A 21,410-nucleotide genomic window follows, 5' to 3' on the forward strand; every position below is an offset into this window, starting at 1 on the left:
CCTGCCCCTCTCCCTTCGCCGCTACGCGGCTCTTCCCTCTCCCCTGAAGGGGAGAGGGCAATTCGTTTACAACCGCATCAGGCTCGCCAGATTGTTGCGCTGCATGTCGCTCGATCCGCCGACGATCGGCATGCCCAGCAGATCGCGGACATGGCGTTCCATTTCGTACGCATCGCTGAGCGCATAGGAGCCCATCACCTGCTGACAGGTCAGCGCGATTTCCACGCCGGTATCGGCGACGAACAGCTTCGCCATGCTGGTCTCGACCGAGCAGGGCCGCCCCTCATTGGCGAGCCAGGCGGCATGATAGAGCAGGTGCCGCGCCGCCTGCCACTTGGTGCGCGCGGTGACCAGCTTGTTCCGGATCGCCTGATGCTGGCTGATCGGCTTGCCGAACTGCACCCGCTCCTGCGCATAGGCCCAGGCCTCGTCGATCGCGGCGCGCGCGATGCCGAGCGCGACGGCGGAAATCTCCAGCTTCTCGACATCGAGCGCACGACCCGCGAGCAGCTTCCAGCCCTGGTTCCACATCGCCTCGCCGCCGACGATGGCGCTCACGGGCAACCGCACATTGTCGAAATACACGTCCTGGCTGTGCGTATAGCGCAGGTTGACATGCTCGATGTCCTGCATCGTCACGCCCGCCGCTTTGGTCGGAACCAGCACGAACGAGAGGTTGCGATAGCGTTCCTCCGCCGGGCCCGAACGCACGAGGCAGTAGATGTAATCGGCCCAGTCCGCGCCGGTGCACCAGCGCTTGGCCCCGTTGATGACGATCTCGTCGCCCTCGCGCACCGCGCGCGTCTCGACGCTCGCCAGGTCGCCGCCGACATTGGGTTCGGACAGGCCATAGGCGAAGAACAGCTCTCCCTTGGCCAGGCGCGGCAGGAACTCGGCCTTCTGCTCGGGCGATCCGTTCTCGCTGAGGTTCATGCCGCCATAGAAGCTGGTATGGATGAAGGGACCCGCGAGGCACGGCCCCGCCGTCGCCAGCTCCTCGATGACCGCGATGGCCGCGACCAGATCCTGCCCTGCCCCGCCATGTTCTTCCGGAACGGTGAGCGCGGTGAGGCCCAGCTCGTTGAGTTTCGCATAAACATCGCGCGGCCACTCAGCCGCCTTGTCCCAGGCCTGCCGCGCCTCGCGCGGCGCGTGATCGGCGATGAACCGCTGGATCGTCGCGCGCAGCGCTGAGACGTGTTCTGGCTCGTCGGTGAAGCTCTGGAGGGTCATGCTTGCCTCTCTGCCCTTCCGTCATCCTGAACTTGTTTCAGGATCCATCGTGCCCGGAAAGCCGAAGGTGCGTGGGGATAAATGGACCCTGAAACAAGTTCAGGGTGACAGGATATGGGCGCTTGAATTTTCATCTCACTCCCCCGTCAGCTTTGGCGCGCGCTTCTCGGCCATCGCCGCCACCGCCTCGCGCCGATCGCCCAGATAATTGCTCACGCTCTCCCAGCCGATCGCCGCATCCATCATCTGCGCGGCGAGCGCGCGCAGCGGGATGTTGGTCACGCTCTTGGTCCAGCGCACCGCCCATTTGGGGTTGCCCTGCAGCTTGGCGATGATCTCGCCCAGCTTCGCATCGAGCTGATCGCCCGGCACCGCATGGTTGATCAACCCGAGCGCCTTGGCTTCGGCGGCGCTCAGCATGTCGCCGGTCATCAGCAGTTCCTTGGCCCTGGCATAGCCGATCAGCTGCGGCCAGATCAGCGCGCCGCCATCGCCCGCGACCAGCCCGACCTTGACATGCGGATCGCCGATCACCGCCTTTTCGTCGGCGACGATGATGTCGCACAGCAGCGCGATCGTCGCGCCCAGCCCCGCCGCCGCCCCGTTCAGCCGGCACAATATCGGCTTTTCCATCTCCAGCAGGCTGGACACGATGCGCTTGGCATCCCAGGCGATGGCGCGGAAGCTCGCCGGATCGTCGATCTGCTGCTGGAACCACTGGAAATCGCCGCCCGCGCAAAACGCCCTGCCCTTCGCGGCCAGCACGATGATGTCGCTCTCGCTATCGCGCTGCAGATCGGTGAACACCCGCGCCAGTTCGTCGTGCATCGGGCCGTCGACGCCATTGACCGGATGGTCCGAGGTGATGAACGCGGTCAGCACCCGTCCGTCGCGCTCGAAGGTGAAGCGCGTGTAAGCCTGGTCCTCGATGCGGAATTCGTGGCTCATCCGATATCTCCCAAACGCACCAGCCGCCGCCCGAAGCTCGCGCCGGTGAACAGACCGCAAAACGCCTCGGGCATGGCCTCGAGCCCGTCATACAGCTCCTCGCGATAGATCAGCTGCCCATCGCGGATCATCTGCGCCATCGCGGCCTGCGCCTCGGCGAAATGCGGAATGTCATCGAACACCAGGATGCCGCGCATCGTCAGCCGCTTGGCGATCATCTCGCCGGTATTGGTGATGCCAACGCGCTCGCCCTGCGGCACGTTGTAATCCGCGACCTGGCCCGACATCACGATCCGGCCATGCAGCCGCATCAAGGGCAGCACCGTGTCGATCATCGCATTGCCGACATTGTCGAAGAAAATGTCGACACCCTTGGGACAGGCAGCCGCGATCGACGAGCCGAGATCGTCCACGGCCTTGTAGTCGATCGCCGCATCGAACCCGCAGGTCTCGACCAGCCAGTCGCATTTCTCGCGTCCGCCCGCGATGCCGGTCACGCTCGCAGCGCCCCAGGCGCGCGCGAGTTGACCCGCCGTCGCCCCGACCACGCCAGCGGCCGAGCTGATCAGCACGTGCGCGCCTTCGCGAAACTCGCCGACGCGCTTCATGCCGAACCAGCTGGTCATGCCTGGGATGCCGAGCACGCCAAGCCACAGGCTGCGCGACAGGCCATTATCGACGATCGGCAACACATAGCCGCGCCCGTTGGAAACCGAATGCGTCGTCCAGCCGCCGCTGCCGGCCAACCAGGTGCCGACCGGGAAGCGATCGTTGCGGCTTTCGGTCACCATGCCGACCATGAAACCGTCCATCGTGCTGCCCGGCGGGATCGGCGGGGCATAGCTCGCCCCGGTGGCGTGCAGCCGCGATCGCACGCCGGGATCGACCGAGGCGATGTGGTGTTCGATCAGGAATTGCTGGTCCTCGAGCGCGGGAATGGCGCGTTCGACGATCGCGAAGTCATCCGGCTGCGGCAGCCCGTCGATCGGCGCCTTGAGCACCACGCTGCGCATCGTCGCCATGACCTCTTCCCGCTCCTGCCTGCTTATCGTTGTCCACTTGATTGCATAACCGATACCAATAGCAAAGCAGAAATGCTGACATTGCTGTCAGTGCGGACAATCAGCCGGGGCGGCGATCGTTCCCCAGTTCTGCCAGCAGCACGCGATCGGCATCGGGCACCAGCCCTTCGAGCACCCGCCAGAATCCGGTCACCGAATCCTGCCCCGCGCGGCGATAGGCCTGGGACAGGCGGCTGCGGAGCGCATCGAACAATTCGGCCTCGAGCGTCGCGCCTGCCGGGGTGAGCCTCAGCAGCTTCTGCCGCCGGTCGGTCTCGCCGCTGCGCGTCTCGATCAGGTCGCGGCGCTGCAGCTCGGTCAGCACCCGGCCCAGCGACTGCTTGGTGATCGCGAGCGCGCGCAGCAGCTGGCTTACCGTCAGATCGGGGTTGCGCGCGATGAAATAGAGCGCGCGGTGATGCGCGCGGCCCAGCCCCTGCTTGGCGAGATGGTCGTCGATCGACTTGGTCAGCCGCGTATAGCCGAAGAACAGCAGCTCCACGCCATGGCGGATTTCATCCTCGCGCAGGAAAAGCGCGGAAGCCGAGGGGGAAGATGGGACAGGCATGTTGACCTTGATTGCCAGCCCGATTAGGTCTTGGCAAGCCCGCGTTGCAGCAAGGCCAGCCGTCGGGACGCAGACCACCAGTTTCAATCCTTGCGCCTTTGAGGGGATGCCATGCTGCCTTTCGCGATCGAGCCGACAACCAACCCGACCCCCGCCGATGCGCGCGACGCGGCTCTGGTCGATCCAGGCTTCGGCAAGCTGTTCACCGATCACATGGTCGTGGTGCGCTATGACGAGGCCGAGGGCGGCTGGTACGATGCCAAGGTGACCGCGCGTGCGCCGATCCCCATGGATCCGGCCTCTTCGGTGCTGCATTATGCACAGGAAATCTTCGAGGGGATGAAGGCTTACAAGCTGTCCGACGGCAGCACCGCGCTGTTCCGCCCCGATGCCAATGCGCGCCGCTTCAACGAATCTGCGACCCGCATGGCGATGCCGCATGTGCCGCAGGAGCTGTTCGTCGAATCGGTCGAGCAGCTGGTGAGGATCGATTCCGAATGGTTCCCCAAGGTCGAGGGCGGCGCGCTGTACCTTCGTCCGTTCATGTTCGCGAGCGAGGTGTTCCTCGGCGTGCGCCCGGCCAAGCAGTATCTCTTCATCACCATCGCCTCGCCCGTGGGCGCCTATTTCAAGGGCGGCATCGCGCCGGTGACGATCTGGGTGTCGCAGCATTATACCCGCGCCGCCCCCGGCGGTACGGGTGCGGCCAAGTGCGGCGGCAATTATGCGGCCAGCCTCGTCGCCCAGGCCGAAGCGACCGCGCAAGGCTGCGACCAGGTGGTGTTCCTCGATGCGGCCGAGCACAGATGGGTCGAGGAACTGGGCGGCATGAACCTGTTCTTCGTGTTCGACGATGGCAGCATCATCACCCCGCCGCTGACCGGCACGATCCTGCCCGGCATCACGCGCAGCTCGATCATCGACCTTGCCCGCGAGCAGGGGCTTACAGTGCGCGAGGAGCCCTATTCGATCGACCAATGGCAGGCCGATGCTCAGAGCGGCAAACTGCGCGAGACCTTTGCCTGCGGCACCGCGGCGGTGGTGACGCCGGTCGGCACGGTGAAATGGCCGGACGGCAGCTTCACCATCGGCGGCAACCAGTCTGGCCCGGTAACGGCCAGCCTGCGCTCGGCGCTGGTATCGATCCAGCGCGGCGATGCGGCCGATCCGCACGGCTGGGTCCACCGCATCGGCTGAGCCCGCGCGCGCCGCCGAGCGCTCCAAAAAGGCGCTTGGCGGGACCGCGCTTTTCCGTATATAGGCCGCTCCCGCGCTGCCCCGGCCCCTCGCCCGGCAGCCACGGACAGCACGGCATTGGCCAGCAACGCATTGGCCAGCAACGCACTGGGGTGTCGCCAAGTGGTAAGGCACCGGTTTTTGGTACCGGCATTCGCAGGTTCGAATCCTGCCACCCCAGCCACGTTACGCAGCAAGTGATTGATAAATAGGGATTTGTCACCTCGCCTCACACTCGGCAGCCGCCGAGAGTGTGACGCATCCTGTGACCTATTGCGTGTCGCAGGATTCAACGAGGGGCACATTCATGTCCAGAAGCAATCCTAACATCACCCGGCGCGACGGCCGGTTCTATTACCGCGCTTCATTCTCACTGGATGGAAAGGTTTACCAGATAAGGCTTTCGCTGCGAACCGCAGACCGGTCCGTTGCACGCCAGCGGGCGGCACTGATGGACCAACTGCTGAAGGACCAGTGGCAAAAGATCGTGAGTGAGCTCGAAGGTCTGAACGAAACGGACAAGGCGTCCATCCTGCGCGCGACCGCGATAAAAGTTCGCAATGGCCTCGAGCACCTGCATGCGCGGGAGCAGGCATACGGGCACGACGATGCAAGATATGCAACGCTCGAACATCTTCGCACGCTTCGAGGCCTTCGGTACGTTGCACGCGACATGTTTACCAACGGTATCGGGCCATCGTTCGGCTCGCTCGATCATTTCCTTGAGCGCTTTGTAAACGGTATGCCAGACCTCGATTTCGAGCAGCAGTTGCGCATCCAGGAAATTCTTGAGAATGCTGGCCAACTTGCCGATGCAACCGATGCGGGTGCCCGCAAAGCTCTCCTGGATCGGAACCTGCCGATTACAGCGGCTAACATCGTCATGGCGCGGCGCCAGATGCTCCTGGGCGTACTCCTTGCGCTGCGGGAGGCAGAACAAAATACACGGGAGCCGGAAAGGGCGCTAGATGACATGCTGGCTGCGCTCTCCATGCCCCCTTCGGTGTTGCCGCAAGACACTCCCGAATGGCAGACGGCTTCTGCTGGCTTTGCCGGGCAAAATGCGCTGGAGGGCGCGGTGACGCCTGTACAAAGCCACAACGCTCCGGCGGAGGTGCCTCCCCCGCTCTGCACAAATCTTGCAACCGCTGGCAACCAAATGACGATCGCGGGCGCTGCAGCCGCTTTCCTGAACGCCAACCCCGCGTTCGACCAAGGCCTGGAGTCGTCACGCTGGACGAGCAAAACGCGATCACAGTTTGACGCAGCCATCTTCCTTGCCGAGAAGTTCTTTGGTCCAGAAATGAGCATCAGTGCGATCGATGAGACGATGATCGCCAACCTCTTCAGGACACTGCGGTCATTGCCATCGAACCATCATAAGACGCCGATGCATACGGAGATGACGCTTGGGGAGATCGCAGCGAAGAACAAAGGAAAAGGCCTCAGCTCGGCAACGACGAATCGGCATATGCGCTTCCTGAAGCTAGTGTTCGACTGGGCCATGAAACGTGTTCCGGGGTGCCGACCGATCGACTGGTCGGCCTATGTCATCGCCGATAAGCGAGTGAAGCGGGACAAGCGACCGGCATTCAGCGTACAGGAGCTTGAAACCCTGTTCTCCGGGCCGATTTGGCACGGCAGCGAATCAAAGGTCAGGCGTCTCAAGCATGGCAAACATGTCTGGCATGACAGTGCCTATTGGATTCCGATCTTGTTGACGTACACTGGAGCGCGCCGCGAAGAAATCGCCAAGCTCATGGCTAGCGATGTCGAGCAGAACGATGGGCTATGGGTGATAAAGGTGCGGCCCACGGAAACGGGACGGGTGAAAACCGGGTCGTCGGTCAGAGATATCCCGATCGCCGATGAAGTCATTCGCCTTGGTTTCCTCAAGTTCGTCGAGCGCCAGCGTGAACATGGGCATCGGGCCATCTTTGCCGACCTGGGTCTCGGAGCATCCAATTATGGCGACGCGTTCTACAAGAAATGGTGGCGCGCGTTCATCCGAGCGGGTTTGGTCGCCGAAAACAAGGACATGCACTCGATCCGCCACTTTGTTGCAACCGAGCTTGCCAATCTCGGAGTGTCGGAAGAGCGCCGGGCGGATTTGCTGGGGCACACGATCAACACCAGCGAAACCGCAAGAACGTACACCAAGGCCACCCGGCTCGAAATCATGAAGCAGGTGGTCGACACGATCCCAAAGGTTACGAAACGGCTCAAGGCATACCCGATCAAGCAGTTGTAAGACCCTTTGCCCGGGCTTCCCTGGTAGCCCGGGCATCGAGCGACCCGTTCAAGACATTCAGCGTCGGTTGTATGAGCGTCGGGTTCCGCTAAAACCGGCCACGGACCGCGCAAACCAGCCCGCCGGCTTCCGCACCCATAAAATGGTCATTCGCGGCAACCTCCGACGATCCAGAAAACAGCCACTCGCCCATCATTGTCGGCGCCGGCTTCGCAGTTAGGCATTTGGAAGAGCGAGTTGATCTCGGTGGATCTTACACGAGCAGGACGCGCAATCCTGGGACCGCGGGCGCGATTATTTGTGTGAAGTCCTTGTCGCAGGTGACCACGACGTAGTTCCGCTCGAAGGCTTGCCCGGCAATCCAGAGATCATTCTCGTCTATCTGTAGCAGCTGACCACTGACCCGGTCCATCCAGCCCTCCACCCAGCGCGGAATCCGGCGGCGGATGTCGACTCGCGCTAGCGCGATGCTGGATTTGACCGTCGCGAAGGCGTCAGCGGTATGGCGCGTGACTTCGGCAAGAGGATGCGTTTCGGATTGGGCCAGGCAAGCCTCGATATGGGTGAGTGCCTGTCCGGCGGCGCGGGCCAGCGCCAGCCCAAATCGTAATTCACCGACCGTTACCACGGACACCAGCTGCGCCGCCTCAGCCGGAAGCGCGGCGATGGCCTGACGGACAGTACCATGGTTGGGCCGCCGCGCGTCATAGAGCACGGACACCAGGTTCGTATCGAGCAAATAGGTGTCCATCCGCTACTGGACGTAAAGCCTGAGCCGCTCGACCTCGTGCTCAGGGGCAGGCGTAAAAATATCGAGCGTCCAAGCTCCGGTGTTCTCACCCAGCAACGGCCCGATATATTCGTGCAGCGGCACATAAGCCGTGAAATCCTCGGGGAACCAACCCTTGAAGGAGCCTGCAACGCGACGCTCGGTTTCGTGCCCGCGAAAGGCTTCGAGGAGTCGGCGCTCGAGGCGGGGCGGTAGATCATAGGCCTTAAGGAGCTGCGCGTCGATATCGATGAGCAGGTCCTCGAGACGGTCGTCGACTTCCGAAGTCCGCAGTGCATGGGCTGCGGCGGCGGCGAGCCCGTCATGGTAGCGCCGCACCGCGGCGACTACGTCGGCGAGCGCGCCACGCTTCGGTAGTGGCAGCTGCCTCATGATAACGTTGGTGAGATGCTGGTTCGAGGCCCGCTCAAGAACGAACGCGCTCGCCAGCGGGCTGTTGATCAGCGCTTCGATTACTTCAGGCTGAAGCTCGGCTGTAGTTGGCCAAATGCCAAAAAAGGCTTGCGACGGCACGAGCCCGCTGCGATCGAGCGCGCCGTCCAACCGCCATGGTCCGCGTGATCGCCGCGCGACATTGACCAGCACCTTAGGCTGGTCCCAACGGCGCGTCAGTGGGCCGAGCCTGTAAGCAGACTCCTCGCGCATATCGACATAGCCGGTTGCGGTAACGCGATATTGCAGCAGCGAATCCGCTGGCTTGAATACTCCCCTGACATATCCCTCGCGGGGTACCGCACTCCAGCCAGCGGACTGGCTGATCCATTGGAGACCGCGATGGACCTCGGCTTGGCTTCCGAGCGAGGGGTAGTCCGTCAGATACTCCCAGACCTCATCGAGCGCGCCGATCCAGAGATCACCCGAGCAGACCCGCTTGGCGCGGCGACGCTCGGTGCTGGTCTTGCCGTACATCAGGAAATCCGGACGACTTTTGTCGCTCACCTCGGCGGAGCGCAGCTGGTTGGGAAGGCCCTTAGCATCATCATTGCGGCAATCGGTCGCGATGATGATGGCCGATTCCAGGCCCGCGCGCTGGAAGATGCGGTCGGGAAGCGAGGTAAGCTCGATGCGGCCGTAGCTGTCCGCGAGCAGCTGTCGCAGCTCGGTATATTGCTTCTGACGAAGAAAGCCCTGCGGTAGGACGAAGCCCAGGGCTTCGGGTCTGGCCTCAATCAAGGTGCGAAGGACCGCCATGGGCTTCGAGAAGGACTTCGCTGCCATTTCCGGGTAGCGCTGGCGCTCGTTGCCGTCGAAATCTTCCCAGGGCGGGTTGCACAGGATGATGCGCTTACCCGCCACGTCCGTAGCAAGTACGCTCTGCTCGAACAGGTCTTTCGGAGCGATCTTCCACCCATTGGCATTGGGATAGTCGGCCAGGATCAGCGACAGCGTCGCGACTTCGCAGGCGAAGCTGTCGAGTTCCGCGCCACTGATCCGCTTGACAAGGAAAGCATGCCGCTCTTCGCCGGAAAGCGTGTCGGGCAACCTATCGCGTAGGTGGCGCAGCGCAGCGACAAGGAACATACCCGCGCCGGCGAACGGCTCATAGATCGAGATGTCTTCGAGATCGAACCGACCCAGGTCCAGCTGACTGACCACATACTCGGCGATTTGGCGTGGAGTGCTATGGGTGCCAAAACGCTTGCGCGTGTCTGCAGTCACCAGCGTGTTCTCGTAGACAAAAGCAAGACTGTCCGACGAGATGTTGCGGAAGTTAATGGCGCTGCGAAGCGTCGCCCATGCCGTCTCTACGGTTGCGGTCGGCAGGGCGCCAACCGCAGAGCGCGCGATCTGATCGAGGTGATAATAGGTCTCGATCCCGGCGAGAACCTCCGCAACCGGCGCGGTTGACCAGGACGCAGCATCGGGATGCTGGCGATCGATCAGGATTTTGGCCGCTAGAAGCCTAAACGTCGTGCGGAAAACCGCTTCTTCGCGTCGCAGATCGTCGATTCCAGTCAGTAGCTTGGCGATCACTTCGCCGAGTAGCTGGTCGAGCTTCACTTCGATTTCGTGCTCGATCATCGGCATCAGTCCGAGGTCGACGAAGTCGAGCTGATAGGCAGTCTGGGTCTGGCCAAGCGCCTTGGCGCGGTGGACCGCGTGCGGGCTCCAGTTGTCGGCGTTGCGCGCGAACAAGGCGTCGAGCTGAAATAGCGGGACCCGTTCAGTCAAGCGCGGCTTGCCTTCGGCGCCGACGCGCCAGACGCCGACATCGTCATGCCCGATCGAGAACAGGATCGGCGCGCCGAGCGCGCGGCGGCGTTCCACCGCGTCCGCATCATGAGCGCCCGTGATCACGCCAAACGCCGCGGAACGGAAGGACTCGGGGACTTGGGTGAAGGCCGCGAGAGCTACGCACAGTTCTTCTCCGGTCTCCGAGAGAACATCGGCAAAGCTATAGTCGTAGATGAGTGATTCCGGCCGATAGCCGATAGCACGCAATCCCGCCTCGATTTTCGCGAGCCCGTTCACGCCGTATTTCCTTCGGCGGCGCGCAGCACGGTTCCGCCCGCCGCCTTGGCGGGCACCTCGCCGCGGCGTAGGCCGACTGCGGGAAAGAGCGGCAGCTGCGCGATCGGCTCTGCCACGCTGAAGCCTTGCGACAGCGCTTCGAGATGGGCGTGGAGCGCGAGCAGGATCACATCTTCGTCCGCCGGCAGTGAATCGCCAGTGCCGAGCAGCGCGCAGCGCTCCAGCCCGAAGATCGCGAGCCGATGGCCCCAGAGGCTCGGGAAGGAGCGACCGTTCAGCAGGCCCCGCACGCGCGCCAGCAGGTCACGGTGCGCCTGCAGTTCGACATGGAACCGGCTGCGCATAACGACGGCAAGGCGCAACACAAGCACCGTCTGCCAGCCAAACTGCGCCTGCTGACCTTGGCGCGATGCCGGGACATCGGGATGAATGAGCCCGCGCCGCACAGTCCATTCGCGCAGCTGGTCGCCCGATAGTCCGGTTAGTTTCAGGACGTCCCGCGATCCGATCAGCCGCACCAGCTCCTCCAGTTTGGGCATGATACCCAAGCTTCAATTGGGTATCATACCCATTCTTCTTGGTAAAGCCTTCGTTCCCCGCTTGTTCACCCTCGTTGGCGAGTTCAGAATGTGCCGCGCATTGCGGAGCGGATTGGCGGCTAACGTTGTTGATGGATACGCACTGCGAGCGTTCCCATCCAACAAGAAAAATGGATATGCAATAATGTGCGGTACAAGCCGCGAGAGGAGGGCAGCGCGTTGAGCACGGAAAAGACGGTTTTATGGTCATGGCAGAGCGATCTCGACGGCCGCGTCACGCGCGAGGTTATCCGATACGCACTTGATGCCGCGATCGCGCTCGTGGCGGCCGAGGTCGAAGAGGCCGATCGGCCGAGCCTGACCTCCGATACCCAGGGCGTCGCCGGAACTCCCGACATCGTGGCGACCATTCTCCGTAAGATCGATGCCGCTGCGGTGTTTGTGGGCGATGTGACACCGATCGCCGTCTCAGCGAGCGGAAAGGCCTGCGCCAATCCCAATGTGCTGCTGGAAATGGGCTACGCTAATCGGGCGCTCTCCTACACCCGCGTCATCCAGGTCTGGAACACCGCGTTTCCGGGGGCCACTCTCGACAAGCTACCGTTCGACATGCGGGGGCGGCGTGGTCCGATCGGGTTTTGCCTACCCGAGGGTTCCGATACGAGTGAACTGCGGCGCGTACGTGGAGAACTCAGCAAGCAGTTGGCCGCCGCGTTGAAACTGTCTCTCGAACAGATTCCTGCGCCGCCGCCAGAAGCTGTCCAGTGGCAGCCGCATTTTGCAGGCGACCTCGACCTCTGGTTCGATCGCGACGTTCCGCAGATGGTGACGAGCAGCCATGGCAGTCGCAAAGTCCTGTGGAAGCAGCAATTCCCCGGCTACGCGCGCCTTATCCCGTCGAAATGGGCTGTGAAGCCTGGGGCAAGGCGCGCGCTGGCCGAACACATGGGGCATCCAGCCCTGCTAGCGCGGGCCAATTCGCTCAACTACGGGGCAAGCCAGGGTGGCGTCATGGCTTATTGGCCGGGCACACCAGAGGGGGACGTCGATCCTACCCGTGCACTCACCCAATGGTTCGAAAAGACCGGCGAATTCTGGGGTGTTGGCGGAGGATTTCTCTTCGAGCGCGACGGCGATCGCCTTACACTCGCGACAGGATATCTCTTCAAACAATGGGTCGACTTTCTAGAGCGCAATTGCGCGCTGGCACTATCGCACGGTGGCTCACTCCCGATCCACATCCGCCTCGGTATTGCCAATCTCACGGATAGTTGGTGGCCGCGCGGACCGCTCCAGTTTGCTGACGAGGGCTATGCCGCTGTTGAGCTTGCGTATGAGTATGATGCAACCCTGTCCTCAATCGATCAGGCCGAGATCCGGCGTGTCGCGGTGGAGGCATTCAACGGATTGGCGGCGGTCTACGGCCTCGGCCCGTTCACGCTTGAGGAGATCGTCGAGATGGCCAAGCCGTGGTGACGAACGATAGGGAAGCCAAGCCTGTAGTCCCGGCGGCAAAAGCACTGAGTTTCTCCCTGGCAGGAGAGGGCGTCGGTCTCGCCTGAAGCGTCGTGTAGATGCGCGCGGCTCCACGAATGACCGGTTTCGGCGTAACTGGACGCTCTCTGGCGTAGTGTCGACCGGCAGTTTTGTCCCAGTTTTTGCCATTCAGATCCATCGGGCACCGGCAGTCTACCGAGAGGGCCCGAGCGTCGCGTCTGGGGGCAATCGCCGGGCATCGGCTATGGCAGGCGGCCGTTTTGGGTCCTGTCTGGAAACCGGATCGACGAGATCCAGCGGGCGCTGCTCCTGCTGACTCGGCATTTCCTGCCGCATTGGCCCTGCGATCGATTCTGGGCCAGTGAGGGATCCTGGCGCACCGACCGCATAGGATGACGACGCCACTGCCGGTGCCGCTGATCGATCACCAGTGGATGCTGCGGCAATGACCGCTTTAGCCCAGCCCGGTACCAATCCTTGGCGCTCCGCCAAATCCGCCAGCACATCTTCGAGATACTCACCTCGGCTTTGCCAGTCCTTCGCCTCGACTGACGGTGAATGTACCGCCAGCGCCCCCGCCACCCCCAAAATGGGATGCCCGCGTTTGACCAAAATCTGTGCCACGTCAAAGTCTATCGCCCGAAAATAGTCTTCTGGAGGGAGGCTCAAATCGATCGGCGCTTCGTCAAGGATCTCCGCCCAGCATGTGACAAACTCTTCTCCAACGTCGGTCTGCGGGTCCCGGTCGTACAGGGCAATTTTCGCCTCGCGCCGCAGGGCCTCTACACCTTGCTCGGCCAGCACGTCGCGCACGATCTGGTTGTTCATTGCAGCTAAAATGGTCGGCTTGGCATGCTCTTTGGTCGGCGAACGCGAAATTGCGATCTTCTCGATAACCGCAATTCCACGCCCGCCTCTTGCCAGTTCGAGAATCACCATAGTCTCGATAGCGACAAGGTCGGCACGTGTGATCGCCCGGTCGGTGGGGATCGCGTTGAGGCCGGCTGACCATGCATTTAGATACTCGCGCGTCGCGGGAGAATCGTGATCATCATGGACAAGTGCGGCCCGAAGTGACGCTCGTTGCGCATGAACAGCAGCGAGCGGATCTCGCAGGCGTTCAGGAGTTGCTTGTGATGGTGTCCGGCCTGGCGGAGCGCAATCAGCATCGCTCTGACAGCGACTCTGCCCGTTATGCAGCGGCTGGTGACGATGCTCGGCAATTGCTGCGGGCATTACAGGTATGGCGTGCCCTGCTTGGTGGTTTTCAGCTTCAGCCCTCTCCCGCGCAATGCGCTCGCGTTCGTGGGCAAGGCGTTCTGCCTGCTCCCGTTTTAGCCGCTTCGATTCGAGATCCGCATTCTTCAATTCGGTCAACCACACCATGAGCGCGGCAACCTGTGCGAACCAGGCCGCAAACCGTGCACCCGCGCTTCTGGAAGAGTCGATGCGGCGTTTTTCGGACTGGAACCTGTCGTGTTGAGCCGCAGCAGCAGCTTTTGCCTTGGCCTCAGCTCTTCGCCGCTCTTCGGCAATTTCGTGTGCCCGTCGCCTTGCGTTCCGCGCCCTGATTTCCTCCGCCGCAGCCTGCAGGGCTTTGGTTTGGGTCAGCAGGCTATCCCGAGCCGATTTGAGCGACTCGGTGCCCGTCAACATCTGCCGGTGAATTTGCGCGGCACGCGCCTCTAGCTCGGCGAGCGATCTAGACAGCACCAAAGCCATCACCGCACAACGACGTCGCTGCGTTTCCGAAACTCGCGCGGCAAGCTGGTCTCGGACGCGCAAGGCGTCAGTGTTCCCGAGTTCTGCCTCGCGCTGAACAAAATCGGCAAAACTTGGCTTGGTCCGGGCTGGGCCTGCTTCACGCAGGGCGAAGTCGAGTTCGGCTCTAGCTCTAGACAGCAGTTCGCGCTTGAGTTTGCATTCTGCGGCTTTCCGTCCCCGGCTGCTCATATGATGGGCAAACGACGCGGTAAGCGACGACACTTCGATTCCGATAGCGCGCTGGCTGCGCTTGTACCGGTCAAACGCAGCTCGCCTTCGGCCGGCAGTCCGGTGCCACTCCTTGAGTTCGTGTCGAAACGAAACCTGGACCCGGCGCATAACCGGATCGAAGGTGTGCTCCGGCTCTGCCAAGGTGATCGGCCTACTGCCTCGCCCGGCGCAAAAAGCCACGAAAGTTTGATCGGCAGAGGCGTCGAGTTTCCTCATGCCCCCCAAACCGAAATCCGAGATTTTTGCGAAGTCACGATCGTTGGACATGCTGCAAACGCGTAGTCCACGCGCATTGGCGCCGGAGTTGAAAACCCGGATCTCGAGGCCGTGCCGTGCGAGGGCATCGACACGCCGCTGCCAGGTAGGAAGGGTCAGAGCGCTCCGTACCTGGTCGAAATACCGGTCTTGCAAAGGAACTTGCCCCCGATGACGCAAGCGATCATCCTGCCAACGCTCGATCCTGGGCTCAACGGTTGCTGTAGCCCGTGGAGCGGATGACAGCCGCCTAAGCTCCCAACGTTTCTCCACCTGTCTCGCCAATTTCGACATGCGCCATGAAATATGGCTGTCCCAGGCTCTGCTCCGAACCGAGCCTGGGGGAAGCGTACTCGCCAATTCAGGACTGACCGCCTTCTTGAGCGCGCTGGACCAGAGGATACGGTCTGGTGCCTTGCCTTCGTCGTCTATTTCGCAGGCGGCGACATGAAGATGACCATCATCGTGTGCAACTGCCACATATGGACGGCCAGCAAGGCCCGCGTCCCGGATCATCCATTCCGCGAGCTCCACGTTTCGCTCATCACTGATTCCTGTTTCGGCTCGCGCGATGAGGTGTACGACAGGTTTGGCGCGTTCCGGCGCCAACGCAGCGTTGTAGGCCATCTGCGCTGCTGCAGTGCGTTCATCGTACACGCCTACCATGGCGATGATCCGAGCGTCACCGCGATGCCCATGCTGGCCGTGGCGCAGAAGATAGCGGAACAGCCCCTGGAAATCGCTGCCACGCTTGACCTTGATGATCACTGTCGCAGCGCCTGTAGCAAGCCATCGATGGCAGATGACAGGCGCGGCGTGACCCGGGCCTCTGTTTCATCCAGCCGGTTCAATAGGGTTGCCATCAAGTTGGGGAGCTCGTTTCTGACACGCGCCCTATGTTCCTCGGCAATGAAGACAGGATCGATGCGATCAAGCCATTCGACCATTTTCTTCAGACTCGCTCGCGTCTCGCGCAGGTCGGTGCCGATGTTCCCCAGTATCGCCAGTGCCTCCTGTCCACCGGGCATCGGCAGGCGCCTGTAGGTGTCAGCGCTTGTTGCACAGGTTGGGTTCACTTTGCGGTCCGAGCTGGCTGTCTGCATGGCAGGGATCAGAGACCGCAGCCATGCCTGCTTTGCGTGCGGCCCGTCGAAACCGGCCGCTGCAATATGGGTTGTCAGCGCCCTGTAGTTTTCCGCCGTGAGCTTCACCCGAAAATCCATCGGCTTGGGCCGGGCTGGTTTTCCGGTCTTGGTTGCGCGGGTCATGCGCCAGGACCGGATCTGGGGTGGGCGTGGGAGGGGCCAAGCTCCTCCCGCCAAGGCAAGTCGTTCCACCGCCCAAGGCGACAGAGCAAAGCGACAGAGGCCATGGGCAAAAAAGGTGGACACGACATTACTTGCTACCTCTCTAAAGTTAACTCCTTATTATCCTCCCTTCTATTCTGTTTGCAAACCAAAAATATTCATCCTATATTTTAACAAATGGAGGAATTTGGTATGCCGAAAAACAAACGACCATCAACAAACGCATCATCCGTGAGACCACGCACATCGCAACATTATGTAGTGAACGACGGATTCGAACAGGCATTGAAGCGGCTCGCGCACGAGCGTATCGCAAAGGCACGTGAGGAGCGTGAAAAGCGCATCAACTTGGAGGCGCTGGTCAAACACGTGCTGGATGAAGTTGCCGCTATGACCACCGGTCTGGACGCAACCGAAACCATTGCTGTGGCAGGAGCCATACTGGCTGAGCTGGTCCAGACCGGCATCGTTACAGGTACACTGCCAAGCCCCGATCGCGTTCGTAGTGTTATCAGGAAGCAGCTAAACGCACGCAGCGCGGCAGTCACCACTGCGCCCCCTATAGCAAGTTCGCAGCAAAGCTCGTTATCGCCAGCTCCAGATCGATTTCGATCGTCTGCCGAAGTGCCAGCGCGCTGGATGGACGAGCAAAATCAAACACTCTTGTGAGATATTATCGGCTGCTGCGCTCGCGCGAGATGGCAGGCTCATTGCGCGAGATGGCGACCGGCGTGCGCTCTCAACTACCGGTCGCCTTAGCGCCGACAAAGTGCCCGCCTCCATCCGGTCCAAAGCCCCAACCTGGATCAATCTCCGATTGCCGCCCCCTGCCCTCGGTGCTTATGTGAAACCATGCCGGGGGACGCTTCCACACAGCAGCAGGTCGACGCTTTCATCGTCCAGTGGCGCGATACGGGCGGGTCGGAGCTGGCGAACACGCAGAGCTTCATCAACGGCCTGTGCGCGCTGATCGGTGTTCCCGCGCCGGATGGAAGCCGCACCGACGACGCGCACAACGATTACGTGTTCGAACGCCGGGTGTTTCAGGACAATGGTGACGGCACCCAGAGCTTTGGCCGCATCGACTGCTACAAGCGCGACTGCTTCATCCTTGAGGCCAAACAGGGCAGCGAGGCGGACAAGGCCGCTGCGGCGCGCGGCGAGGACGATCTCGACATCTTCGGCCAGTCCGCCAGCGCCCGCGTCAAGCGCGGCACCGCGCGACGCGGAACGCCCGGCTGGACCCGCGCCATGCTCCAGGCCAAGGGCCAGGCCGAACGCTATGCCAAGGCGCTGCCGACCGATCATGGCTGGCCGCCGATCCTGCTGATCGCGGATATTGGCTATTGCATCGACGTGTACGCGGACTTCACCGGCACCGGCAAAGCCTATGCCCAGTTCCCTGACCGGGCCTCCTACCGCATCATGCTGGACGACCTGCATGACGAGAAGGTGCGCGAGCGGCTGGCGCTGATCTGGACCAACCCCAAGGCGCTCGACCCTTCCACCCGCGCCGCCAAGGCGACGCGCGAGATTGCCGATTATCTCGCCACCATCTCCCGGCGGCTTGAGGCGCGTGGGCATAATGCCGAGGCCGTGAGCGGCTTCCTGATGCGCCTGCTGTTCACGATGTTCGCCGAGGATACCGGCGTGCTGCTACCCGACAAATCCTTCACCGACCTGCTCAAAGCGCAACTCGACCATCCTGAACATCTGCATCACCAGCTGACCGCGCTATGGACCGCGATGGACAAGGGTGAGTTCGCCCCGTCACTCGGCATTCCGGTCAAGCATTTCAACGGATACCTGTTCAAGTCGCGCGAGGCCTTGCCGCTCGAACGCGAAGAACTGCTGGTGCTGATCGAGGCGGCGGGCAAGGACTGGAGAGAGGTCGAACCGGCAATCTTCGGCACGCTGCTCGAACGCGCGCTCAACCCCAAGGAACGCGCCAAGCTGGGCGCGCATTACACCCCCCGAGCCTATGTCGAGCGTCTGATTGCCCCCACCATCATGGAACCGCTTCGCAGCGACTGGGACGGGGTTCGCGGCGCGGTGGAAAGCCTGATGGGCGAAGACAAGGTCGATGCCGCCCGCGCGGTGGTGGAGGCGTTCCACGCCCAGCTGGCACAGACCAAGGTGCTCGATCCGGCCTGCGGTACCGGCAACTTCCTCTATGTCGCCATGGCGCGGATGAAGGAGCTGGAGGGCGAGGTGCTGGAACTGCTCAAGGAATTGGGCGACAACCAGTATCTGGCCGAGCTGTCCGGCCACACGATCACGCCCGAGAATTTCCTGGGGATAGAGATCAACCCGCGCGCGGCGGCGATTGCGCAGCTGGTGCTGTGGATCGGCTATTTGCAATGGCATTTCCGCGTCAACGGCAAGGACCGTAGCCCGCCTGAGCCGATCCTGAAGGACATCCGCACCATCGAGAACCGCGACGCACTGATCGACTATGACAAGCGCGAGCTGGTGAAGGACGAGAGCGGCAAGCCCGTCACCCGCTGGGACGGCGAAACAATGAAGCTGCACGCCGTCACCGGCCGCGAAGTGCCCGACGAGGACGCGCGGGTGGAGGTGTATAGCTATGTGAAGCCCCGCGCGGCAAAATGGCCCAAGGCGGATTTCATCGTCGGCAACCCGCCATTCATTGGTGGCAAGGACGTGCGCGACCGGCTGGGCGACGGGTATTTCGAGGCGCTGTTCAAGACCACCGACGTGCCCGAGAGCGCCGACTTCGTCATGCACTGGTGGGACAAGGCGGCATTCGCGGTGCGAGCAGGGACGCGCCGGTTCGGCTTCGTCACCACCAATTCCATCGTCCAGACCTTCAGCCGCCGTGTCGTCGCCAAGCATCTGGAGGCGAAGAACGGGGTGAGCCTGACCTTTGCCATCCCCAACCATCCATGGGTGGACGAGAAGGATGGTGCGGCGGTGCGCATTGCGATGACCGTGGCCCAACCGCAAGGTAGGCAGGGCCGCGAAGCCGGGCGGCTCTGGCGCGTGACCGACGAGAGCGCAGCACCCGACCGGGTTGATTATGCCGAAGCCGTGGACATCATCGCCGCCGATCTGCGGGTCGGCGCGGATGTGACCGTGGCAAAGGCCCTGAAGGCGAATGACGGTCTGGCATCGCCGGGGGTCAAGCTGCATGGCGATGGCTTTATCGTGACGCCCGAAGAGGCGGAGCGGTTGGACCCGGCATCCTTGCGCGCGCCTGCGCATTTCCGGTCCGGCACCAGCCACGAGCGCGCGGTGATTTTCGATTACCGCAATGGACGTGACCTCGCCTCGCGCCCGCGCGGCGTGATGGTGATCGACCTGTACGGGCTGGACGAGGCGCAGGTGCGGGACGGGTATCCGGCGGTCTACCAGCACCTCTCGAACGCCGTTCGACCACAGCGCGACGGCCAGGCCGCGAAGAGCAAGACTGCCGACGCCCTGAAATATGCCGAGGAATGGTGGCTGTTCGGCAAGACGCGCCCCGAGTTGCGCAAAGCGATGCGAGGGCTGGACCGCTATATCGCGACCATCGAGACCGCCAAGCACCGGGTCTTCCAGTTCCTGCCCATTTCGACGGTGCCGGACAACATGCTGGTCTGCCCCGCCCTTTCTGACGGCTATTTTCTCGGCATCCTCTCCAGCAACCTGCACGTCTGTTGGGCGATGAACGCGGGCGGCACGCTGGAGGATCGTCCCCGATACACCAAGACCAGTTGTTTCGACCCCTTCCCCTTTCCCGCTGACGTCCCAGAGCCTCTGAAGGACCGCATCCGCAACGAGGCCGAGGCGCTGGACGACCTGCGCAAGCGCGTGCTGGCCGCGCACGAGGACCTGACATTGACCAAGCTCTACAACGTGCTCGCAGCCATGCGCAAAGGCCGCGCGCTGGACGAGCAGGAGCGCGACATGCATGATCGCGGGCTGGTCACGCTGATCCGCCAGCATCATGATACCATCGACGCGCTGGTGGCCGAAGCTTATGGCTGGCCGGTGGACCTGTCTGACGAGGACATCCTCACCCGGCTGGTCGCGCTGAACAAGGAACGCGCCGCCGAAGAGGCGCGCGGCCTGATCCGCTATCTGCGCCCCGATTTTCAGGACCCCGGCTATTCCGCCCCGGTCAACCAGACGCTCGATTTCGGCGAGGCGGCGGTCGTGCTCCCCGACAATGTCATCGCATGGCCCAAGACGCTTCCCGAACAGGTCAGCGCCGTCCAGTCGATCCTCACCGCCGCCCCCTCCCCCCTCGCCGCGCAGGACATCGCCCGCAACTTCAAGGGCAAACGCGCCGCCACCGTCCGCCCGGTGCTCGACGCCCTGACCGGCATCGGCATGGCCCGGCGGCTGAAAGACGGGCGGTACGCGGCATGAAACGCAGTGGCGGCACGGCAGGGCGCCCCATGGGCCACCTCTCGATCGAGGCGCTCGAAGCCCATACCCGAACAAGCGAGCGCGACCCCGTTGAGCTCACACTGGTGCTTGCCGAGCTCGGCTATCGCAAAACCAAGCGCGCGCAGGAATTGAAAGACCTGGTGGCTCGATTGCACCGCGCGGCTGCATCGAAGGAACATGGCGCGCAATGAGCGACATCAAGCTGTATCGGATGGCCGGGTCTGATGTTGCCGAACTGGCCGGTGGCGCGATGGCGCTGGAAAAATCGTTGCAGACCGTTTTCGAGAGAAATCTGGAGACGCTGCTCGGCGTCCGGTTTCTGGCGAGCGAGTTCCCGACCAATGAAGGTGGCCGCATGGACACGCTGGGCATTGACGAGAACAACAGCCCGGTCGTGATCGAGTACAAGCGATCGTCGAACGAGAATGTCATCAACCAGGGATTGTATTATCTCGACTGGCTGATGGGCCATCGCAAGGATTTCGAATGGTTGGTGCTGGAGCGGCTGGGAGCCGAGGCGGCCAGGCTGGTAGACTGGACCGGCCCGCGCCTGATCTGCATCGCCACCGACTTCGGCAAATATGATGAGCATGCGGTCAAGCAGATGAACCGGAACATCGCGCTGATCCGGTATCGGCGGTTTGACAGCGACCTGCTGCTGCTCGATCAGCTCACCAGCGCGAGCGCCGCGACAACCTCTCCAGTAAGCGGCACCGCGACCGGCAGCACCTCCAAAACGACCTATAAGACGATCACCGAACAGATTGTCCGCCGTCAGCACCAATGGCACAGATTTGAGGTTGTGATCTAAGGAGGATCTGGGCTTCGTCGTAGTGACGAAGGAACGAAGATGAAGCCCAGAT

The 21,410-nt window shown here is 62.4% G+C and carries 16 protein-coding genes and 1 tRNA gene; 8 read left to right on the forward strand and 9 right to left on the reverse strand.

Features of this window, described 5'->3' with window-relative positions; all coding sequences use genetic code 11:
- Positions 1 to 66: 66 nt before the first annotated feature.
- The 4 genes from AX735_RS23780 to AX735_RS23795 form a co-directional block, all read right to left on the reverse strand.
- The gene (locus AX735_RS23780) at positions 67 to 1,233 is read right to left on the reverse strand and encodes an acyl-CoA dehydrogenase family protein (RefSeq protein WP_066285158.1); all 1,167 of its coding nucleotides are present in this window, start codon (positions 1,231 to 1,233) and stop codon (positions 67 to 69) included.
- A gap of 135 nt (positions 1,234 to 1,368) precedes the next feature.
- Positions 1,369 to 2,181 (reverse strand): enoyl-CoA hydratase/isomerase family protein, encoded by an 813-nt coding sequence (locus tag AX735_RS23785; RefSeq protein WP_066285161.1) that lies wholly within the window; start codon positions 2,179 to 2,181, stop codon positions 1,369 to 1,371.
- Complete coding sequence (locus AX735_RS23790) at positions 2,178 to 3,203, reverse strand: MDR family NADP-dependent oxidoreductase (protein WP_231750242.1); 1,026 nt, start codon at positions 3,201 to 3,203, stop codon at positions 2,178 to 2,180. Before AX735_RS23790 ends, AX735_RS23785 begins: the two co-directional genes overlap by 4 nt.
- Positions 3,204 to 3,303: 100 nt before the next feature.
- Positions 3,304 to 3,810: a MarR family winged helix-turn-helix transcriptional regulator gene (locus AX735_RS23795; RefSeq protein ID WP_066285164.1), complete on the reverse strand. Its 507-nt coding sequence runs from the start codon at positions 3,808 to 3,810 to the stop codon at positions 3,304 to 3,306.
- A gap of 111 nt (positions 3,811 to 3,921) precedes the next feature.
- Here AX735_RS23795 and AX735_RS23800 point away from each other — a divergent pair, with 111 nt between their 5' ends.
- From AX735_RS23800 to AX735_RS23810, 3 genes are all read left to right on the forward strand, one after another.
- Entirely contained in the window at positions 3,922 to 5,007 is a 1,086-nt protein-coding gene (locus tag AX735_RS23800) for a branched-chain amino acid aminotransferase (RefSeq protein WP_066285166.1), read from the forward strand.
- A 148-nt stretch (positions 5,008 to 5,155) separates the two neighbouring features.
- Positions 5,156 to 5,230: transfer RNA gene (locus AX735_RS23805), tRNA-Gln, on the forward strand.
- Positions 5,231 to 5,353: 123 nt separating this feature from the next.
- Complete coding sequence (locus AX735_RS23810; RefSeq protein WP_060977492.1) at positions 5,354 to 7,297, forward strand: site-specific integrase; 1,944 nt, start codon at positions 5,354 to 5,356, stop codon at positions 7,295 to 7,297.
- A 253-nt stretch (positions 7,298 to 7,550) separates the two neighbouring features.
- Here AX735_RS23810 and AX735_RS23815 read toward each other — a convergent pair whose 3' ends face one another.
- Genes AX735_RS23815 through AX735_RS23825 form a run of 3 tightly spaced genes read right to left on the reverse strand, consistent with a single transcriptional unit; the run spans position 7,551 to position 11,098 of the window.
- Positions 7,551 to 8,048 (reverse strand): PIN domain-containing protein, encoded by a 498-nt coding sequence (locus AX735_RS23815; RefSeq protein WP_060977491.1) that lies wholly within the window; start codon positions 8,046 to 8,048, stop codon positions 7,551 to 7,553.
- 3 nt (positions 8,049 to 8,051) lie between these two features.
- Positions 8,052 to 10,559 (reverse strand): N-6 DNA methylase, encoded by a 2,508-nt coding sequence (locus tag AX735_RS23820; protein WP_060977490.1) that lies wholly within the window; start codon positions 10,557 to 10,559, stop codon positions 8,052 to 8,054.
- Positions 10,556 to 11,098: a hypothetical protein gene (locus tag AX735_RS23825; protein WP_208597833.1), complete on the reverse strand. Its 543-nt coding sequence runs from the start codon at positions 11,096 to 11,098 to the stop codon at positions 10,556 to 10,558. The genes AX735_RS23820 and AX735_RS23825 overlap by 4 nt, the downstream gene beginning before the upstream one ends.
- 219 nt (positions 11,099 to 11,317) lie before the next feature.
- On the opposite strand from AX735_RS23825, the gene AX735_RS23830 reads away from it, so the two are divergent.
- On the forward strand, positions 11,318 to 12,574 hold the full coding sequence (locus AX735_RS23830) for a hypothetical protein (protein ID WP_067512592.1): 1,257 nt from the start codon (positions 11,318 to 11,320) through the stop codon (positions 12,572 to 12,574).
- 213 nt (positions 12,575 to 12,787) lie between these two features.
- On the opposite strand, the gene AX735_RS23835 is transcribed toward AX735_RS23830, so the two are convergent.
- Together AX735_RS23835 and AX735_RS23840 are read right to left on the reverse strand one after the other, a co-directional pair.
- Entirely contained in the window at positions 12,788 to 15,613 is a 2,826-nt protein-coding gene (locus AX735_RS23835) for a relaxase/mobilization nuclease domain-containing protein (RefSeq protein ID WP_066285167.1), read from the reverse strand.
- Positions 15,610 to 16,113, reverse strand: a complete 504-nt coding sequence (locus tag AX735_RS23840; protein WP_066542468.1) for a hypothetical protein — start codon at positions 16,111 to 16,113, stop codon at positions 15,610 to 15,612. The genes AX735_RS23835 and AX735_RS23840 overlap by 4 nt, the downstream gene beginning before the upstream one ends.
- Before the next feature lie 300 nt (positions 16,114 to 16,413).
- On the opposite strand from AX735_RS23840, the gene AX735_RS25470 reads away from it, so the two are divergent.
- From AX735_RS25470 to AX735_RS23855, 4 genes are all read left to right on the forward strand, one after another.
- Positions 16,414 to 16,821, forward strand: a complete 408-nt coding sequence (locus tag AX735_RS25470) for a hypothetical protein (protein WP_066272603.1) — start codon at positions 16,414 to 16,416, stop codon at positions 16,819 to 16,821.
- A 183-nt stretch (positions 16,822 to 17,004) separates the two neighbouring features.
- Positions 17,005 to 20,526, forward strand: a complete 3,522-nt coding sequence (locus AX735_RS23845) for a class I SAM-dependent DNA methyltransferase (RefSeq protein WP_060977591.1) — start codon at positions 17,005 to 17,007, stop codon at positions 20,524 to 20,526.
- Between the two features lie 29 nt (positions 20,527 to 20,555).
- On the forward strand, positions 20,556 to 20,738 hold the full coding sequence (locus AX735_RS23850; protein WP_060977590.1) for a hypothetical protein: 183 nt from the start codon (positions 20,556 to 20,558) through the stop codon (positions 20,736 to 20,738).
- Positions 20,735 to 21,358, forward strand: coding sequence for a hypothetical protein (locus AX735_RS23855; protein ID WP_231750243.1), 624 nt, complete (start codon positions 20,735 to 20,737; stop codon positions 21,356 to 21,358). Before AX735_RS23850 ends, AX735_RS23855 begins: the two co-directional genes overlap by 4 nt.
- Positions 21,359 to 21,410 lie beyond the last annotated feature (52 nt).

Source organism: Blastomonas sp. CCH1-A6, assembly GCF_001556365.1.
Classification (GTDB): Bacteria; Pseudomonadota; Alphaproteobacteria; order Sphingomonadales; family Sphingomonadaceae; genus Blastomonas; species Blastomonas ursincola.